Here is a 5,278-nt window from a genome sequence, read left to right as displayed (position 1 = left end):
CTCATCGACTCACCGCGGCGGACCCGCGCGACGAAGATCATCGGCACGCCGGACTACCTGGCGCCGGAGATCATCGAGGGGCTCCCGCCGCGGTGAGTCGATGAGCTTGGCGACGCCGAAGTCCGTGAGCAGCGCGGGGTGCGAACCGCCGGGGCCCAGTGGTCCCTGCATGTCGAGCAGCACGTTCTCGGGTTTCACGTCCCGGTGCACGACTCCCGCCGCGTGCGCCGCGGCGAGCCCGTCCGCGACGTCGGCCACGATCGCGACGGCCGCCTCGGGCGCGAGCCGCCGCTCCCGGTCGAGCCGGGTACGCAGATCCGTGCCGCGTACGAGGTCCATGACCAGGGCGAGATCGTTGCCGTCGACCACGAGGTCCCGCACGGCGACGACGTGCGGATGGTCGAGGCCCAGCAGGGCGGTCCGCTCCTGCACGAAACGTCCCACCAGCTCCTGGTCGGACGCCAGGTCCTCGCGCAGCAGCTTGACGGCGACGGGCCCCTCGGGTCCCTCACCCAGCCACACCGTGCCGGCGCTGCCCCGCCCCAGGATCTGGTTCGCGGTGTACCGGCTGCCGATCTTCCGTACCAAGACTGCTCCTACGGGCGCGTGTTGGCGATAAAGCTACGCGCACGGAGCGCCAACCTTCACTTCGGCGACGGAAATCACCCCCCAGGTGTCGACAAATCCCCAGAACCGCAGTGCGGTTCCGGGGATTTGAGGGGTTCGGATGCTCGGCAGATCCGAGTGCTCGGGAGGTCCGAGTGCTCGGGAGGTCCGGGAGATTCGGGGAGGGGACGGTCTTCGTCCTCAGCCCAGCCTCTTCGCCCAGTCGGATGCCGTGCTGAACCAGTCCGACAGCTGGGCCCAGTAGCCCTTGGACGTCCCGACCCATTCCTGCAGCGGGCTCAGCTCCCAGACCAGCCACCCGGCCACGAACAGGATGACGACCGTGAACAGGCACCCCTTGAGGCAGCCGAGCCCGGGGATCTTCATCGGGTTGGCGCTGCGCTGCCGGGGCTCGCGCGGTTCGCGCGGCTGACGCGGCGCGGGCTGCTGGGGCTGCTGCGGCGCGGGGGCGTACCGCTGGGGCTGGGGAGCCTGCTGAGGGGCGTACCCCTGCGGCGGCTGGCCCTGGTTCTGGGGATAGCCGTATCCGGGCTGGTTCTGCGGCGGGCCCTGCTGCTGGGACCGCCGGCGCGGTTGAGGCTGCTGCTGCGGTGGCGGCTGAGGCTGTTGTTGCTGCTGCGGCCGTGCGACCTGCCGCTGCGGGCGGCGCCGCAGCGGGTCGGCGTTCGGGTCGACGTACGACTGCACCTGCGTCGCTTCGTTGCGGTCGCGGGCCGCGCGCAGCTGGTTCTGCCAGGGGTGCGGGTCCTCGGGGCCCGCCCCGGGCTGGTTCGGCGGCACCGGCGGCATCACCGCGGTCGGGTCGGCCGCTCCGCTGTGGGGCAGTACGGCGGTGGGGTCGGCGGCGCCCGCGCCGGTGTGCGGCAGGACGCTGGTCGCGCCGTTCGGGTCGTACGAGCCGGCGCCCTGCGGGAGCACCTGGGTGGGGTCGGCGGCGCCGGGGTCGCCGGGCACGGCGGCGGGCGCCGGGTCGGGGGCGAGGAGTACGCCCACGGCCTCGGCGGCGGCGATCTGCCCGGAGTTCGCGTGCACCCCGATGCCCGCGGCGACCGTACGCAGGCCGCGGGCCAGGCTCTCGGCGCTGGGCCGTTCGTCGGGGTTCTTGCGCAGGCAGCGCTCTATGACGGTCCACAGCGGATCGGGGACCGTGGAGGGCCGGCGCGGCTCGGCGCTGAGGTGCTGGTGGAGGACTTCGAGGGCCGAGCCGCCACCGAACGGCGGACGCCCGGTGACCAGCTCGTACAGCATGATCCCGGCGCCGTAGATGTCGACGGCGGAGGTCTGGGGGCGGCCCTCGGCGGACTCGGGCGCCACGTACGCGGGCGTGCCGACGAACTCGTGGGTGCGGGTCAGGCCCGGGGAGTCGGCGAGGCGGGCGATGCCGAAGTCCGTCAGCATCGGGTGCATCTGCCCGTCGATCTGCTGGATCAGGACGTTCGCCGGCTTCAGGTCGCGGTGCACGACGCCGTCGGCGTGGCTGGCGGCGAGCGCGTCGGCGACCTGGGCGGTGAGCAGGGACGCGGCGACCGGTGAGAGCGGGCCGTTCTCCCGCAGGTAGCGGTGCAGGTCCGGGCCGTCGATCAGGTCCATGACCAGAGCCAGCAGATCGCCCTCGACCACGAGGTCCCGTACGCGCACGATGTTCGGGTGGGTCAGGCGGAGCAGCACGGAGCGCTCCCGCAGGAACCGCATCACGATGTCCGCGTCGTTTGCGAGCTCCTCCTTGAGGACCTTGATCGCCACGGTCTCGCCGGGCTGACCGGGCACGGCCGCCTCGGCGCCCGCCCTCTCACGCTGGCTGGCCCGCCAGACGGTGCCCGTGGCGCCGCGCCCGAGCGGCTCCTCAAGCAAGTACTTGCTGCCTACCGGCCGCACGTCATGCGCTCCCTGCTGCTTGCCTGTCTGGTCCGTCCACCGTGGTACGAGTGGTTCCGACCCACTGTAATGCCGTCGAACACGGCACCGGTCTGTCCTCGTGCCGCGGTTTTCCCCGGCCCGCCCACCCATGCATTACGTGGCGTGTGCCCGTATGCGTTCGATGAAAAGACGCTCGCTTCGGGTGGTTCGGTTGCCCGACCCCGACGTGATCGATCTCAACCGGCCATCCGTCAGGCACTTTTGGGGGCAGAGCCGACCATTCAAGATCACTTGACGGTGGTTGACGGGCGAGTTGTCAGTGGCAGGTGGGAGGATGCTTTCCGTACTGGCCGACGTGCCCGTGCGCGGTGGGGGAATCTGCGGTGGGGGACCGCGGGACAGCCTCGTCGCGGGCACCCGCGACAGAAGGGACCGCTGACGGCGATGCAGATCCGGCTGACCGTCGTAGACCCGCTGGGCACGCGCCCCGACGGGCGCCCGGCGTCCTGCGACGTGCTGGTCACAGCACCCGCCGGGACCGCGCTCGCGGCGGTGGCCTCCGGCCTCGCCTCGGCGGTCGGAGGCGAGGGCCCCGGGGTGCTGTACGCGGAGGCGGAGCGGCTCGACGCACAGCGCTGCACGCTGGGCGAGCCGCCTCTGATGGACGGCGCCGTGCTGTCCCTGGGCTCCCCCGCGCAGCCCGGTCCCGATGTCGATCCCGCCGCGGCGCAGCTGCGGGTGGTCGCCGGGCCCGACGCCGGTGGTGTGCATCTGCTGCACGGCGGCCGCATCGACATCGGCCGCTCCGCCGACGCCGACGTGCCGCTGGACGACCCGGACGTCTCCCGGCTGCACTGCGCCGTGACGGTCGCGGCGGACGGCCATGTCTCGGTCGTGGACCTGGGCTCCACGAACGGCACGGTGCTGGACGGCAGGCGCGTGGGCGAGCGCCCGGTGCGCTTCGGGCCGGGGGCGCTGCTGCGGGTGGGCGAGTCGGCCCTGCGGCTCGCCCCGGCGGGCGAGCCGGCCGACATCCGGGAGACCGCGCCCGACGGCGAGGGTCATGTGCGCGTGGTGACGACAGGGGACGCCACCGGCCGACGGCAGTCACCGACGGGTCCCACCCGTTCGGGAGCGGGACAGGAACAGCGACAGGAACAGGGTCAGGGAGAGGGCCGGATACGGGGGCCGGGGCAGGAACGGGGTCGGCAGGCGGCCGGGGCCGAAACCGGCTCCGGGACCGAGTCCGACTCACGGTCCCGTGGCGCCTATGAAGGGGCCAGGGTGCCCCGCGCGCGGGACGGGAGCTTTCCCGGAGATTCTCGGGAATCCGGCTCCCGGGACCCCCAAGACTCCGGCTCGCGGGGCGTGCCGCCGGCCTCCGAGACGCATCACGGCTACGGCACGGCCGGGTGGGGTGCCGCCGAGGGCGGGGCCCGGGAGACGCAGGGGCACGTGCCCGCGGGGCGGCATGTGGTGCCCGGACAGGGCGGGGCGCCCCGGGTCGAGCGCACGGACCCGGACTCCGTGGGGTCGTCGGCCGAGGACGGTCCGGACGTCCAGGAACCCGGTGAGGGAAAACGGAAGGGCACTCCGCTCCGGGGGACACCCGCGCCCCTGCCGCGCGGTGCGCGCAAGCGCGGGCTCTCCGCGTGGGCCCGCCGCCTGTCGGGCGCCCGGAGCGACGACCGGTACGACGACGAGACCGGCGGGTCCGAGGACGGCAGGTTCGACAGGTACGGCCACGACAGCTATGACAGGTACGACTCGTTCGAGGCGCCGTTCGCCGAGCCCGTCGCCCTGGGCGTGCCCGAGCCCGAGCGGTGGCCCGATCCGGCCGCGCTGCTGCTGACGGCGCTCGGACCGGGGCCGCGGCTGTGGGAGCGCGGACCGGGACACCAGGAAACGCTCACGGTCCGGCTGGGCACGGCGGACCGGAGCACGTCCGACGGCTCCGGGCGACTGCCCGCGGTCCCGGTGACCGCCGGTCTGCGGGAGGTCGGGTCGCTGGGCCTGGCCGGACCGCGTGAGCGCCTGTCGGGGCTCGCCCGCGCGGTGGTGGCCCAGCTCGCCGCACTGCACTCTCCCGACTCGCTGGAGATCACCCTCCTCAGCACGGACCGCTCGCGTTCCCTGGAGGAGCGCACCGCCGAGTGGTCGTGGCTCGGCTGGCTACCGCATCTGCGCCCCACGCACGGCCAGGACTGCCGCCTCCTGCTCGCCTACGACCGCGAGCAGGCGACCGCGCGTACGGAGGAGCTGGTCCGGCGTCTTGAGGACCACCTGACGGAGGCGGGGCGCGCCGCCGAGAGGGGCCACGGACCCCGCCTCGGCGAGGGCTCGCCGGACGACGGCGGGGCCTTCGCGCCGCGCCCGAGGAACCCGGCGGACACCGGGGACGCCGCCACCGGTACGTACACGCCCGGCCGGGGCGGCCTCGGCACACACGATCGCGGCACCCCTGCGTCCGCCGCGTCCGCGTCCGCACCCACGCCCGTGTTCGGGGGCCGTCCCGGCGCGCGCGACAACAACATCACGCACCTGGGACTCCCCCGCAGCGGCACTCAGGCCGGTGCGGGGCGGGCAGGAGCCCAACGGCCCGCCGCCTCCGGGGCGCGGGCGGACGCCCCGGAGCGGACCGAGTGGGCCGGGCCCCGCACCGTCGTCGTGGTGGACGGGGACCCCGGGTCGGCCGGCGTGCGGGAAGCGGTGTCGCGGCTCGCGGCCGAGGGCCCGCAGGTCGGAATACATGTCATCTGTCTCGCCGAGACACCGGCCGCGTCGCCCTCCTCGC

The 5,278-nt window shown here is 74.1% G+C and carries 2 protein-coding genes and 1 pseudogene; 1 reads left to right on the top strand and 2 read right to left on the bottom strand.

Translation table 11 applies throughout. The features are described from left to right. Nucleotides 1-84 precede the first annotated feature (84 nt). Together AOK01_RS39215 and AOK01_RS39210 are read right to left on the bottom strand one after the other, a co-directional pair. Nucleotides 85-588, bottom strand: a pseudogene (locus tag AOK01_RS39215) (protein kinase domain-containing protein); the annotation flags it as partial. 219 nt (nt 589-807) lie between these two features. Continuing rightward, nucleotides 808-2,502, bottom strand: coding sequence for a serine/threonine-protein kinase (locus AOK01_RS39210; RefSeq protein ID WP_055520307.1), 1,695 nt, complete (start codon nt 2,500-2,502; stop codon nt 808-810). Between the two features lie 426 nt (nt 2,503-2,928). Between AOK01_RS39210 and AOK01_RS45910 the strand changes: the two genes are divergently transcribed. Further along, the coding region (locus AOK01_RS45910) for an FHA domain-containing protein (protein WP_245702607.1) at nt 2,929-5,278 on the top strand (2,350 nt) is incomplete at its 3' end.

Source organism: Streptomyces aurantiacus, from assembly GCF_001418335.1.
Classification (GTDB): domain Bacteria; phylum Actinomycetota; class Actinomycetes; order Streptomycetales; family Streptomycetaceae; genus Streptomyces; species Streptomyces aurantiacus.
This window is presented reverse-complemented; position numbering and strand designations above follow the sequence as displayed.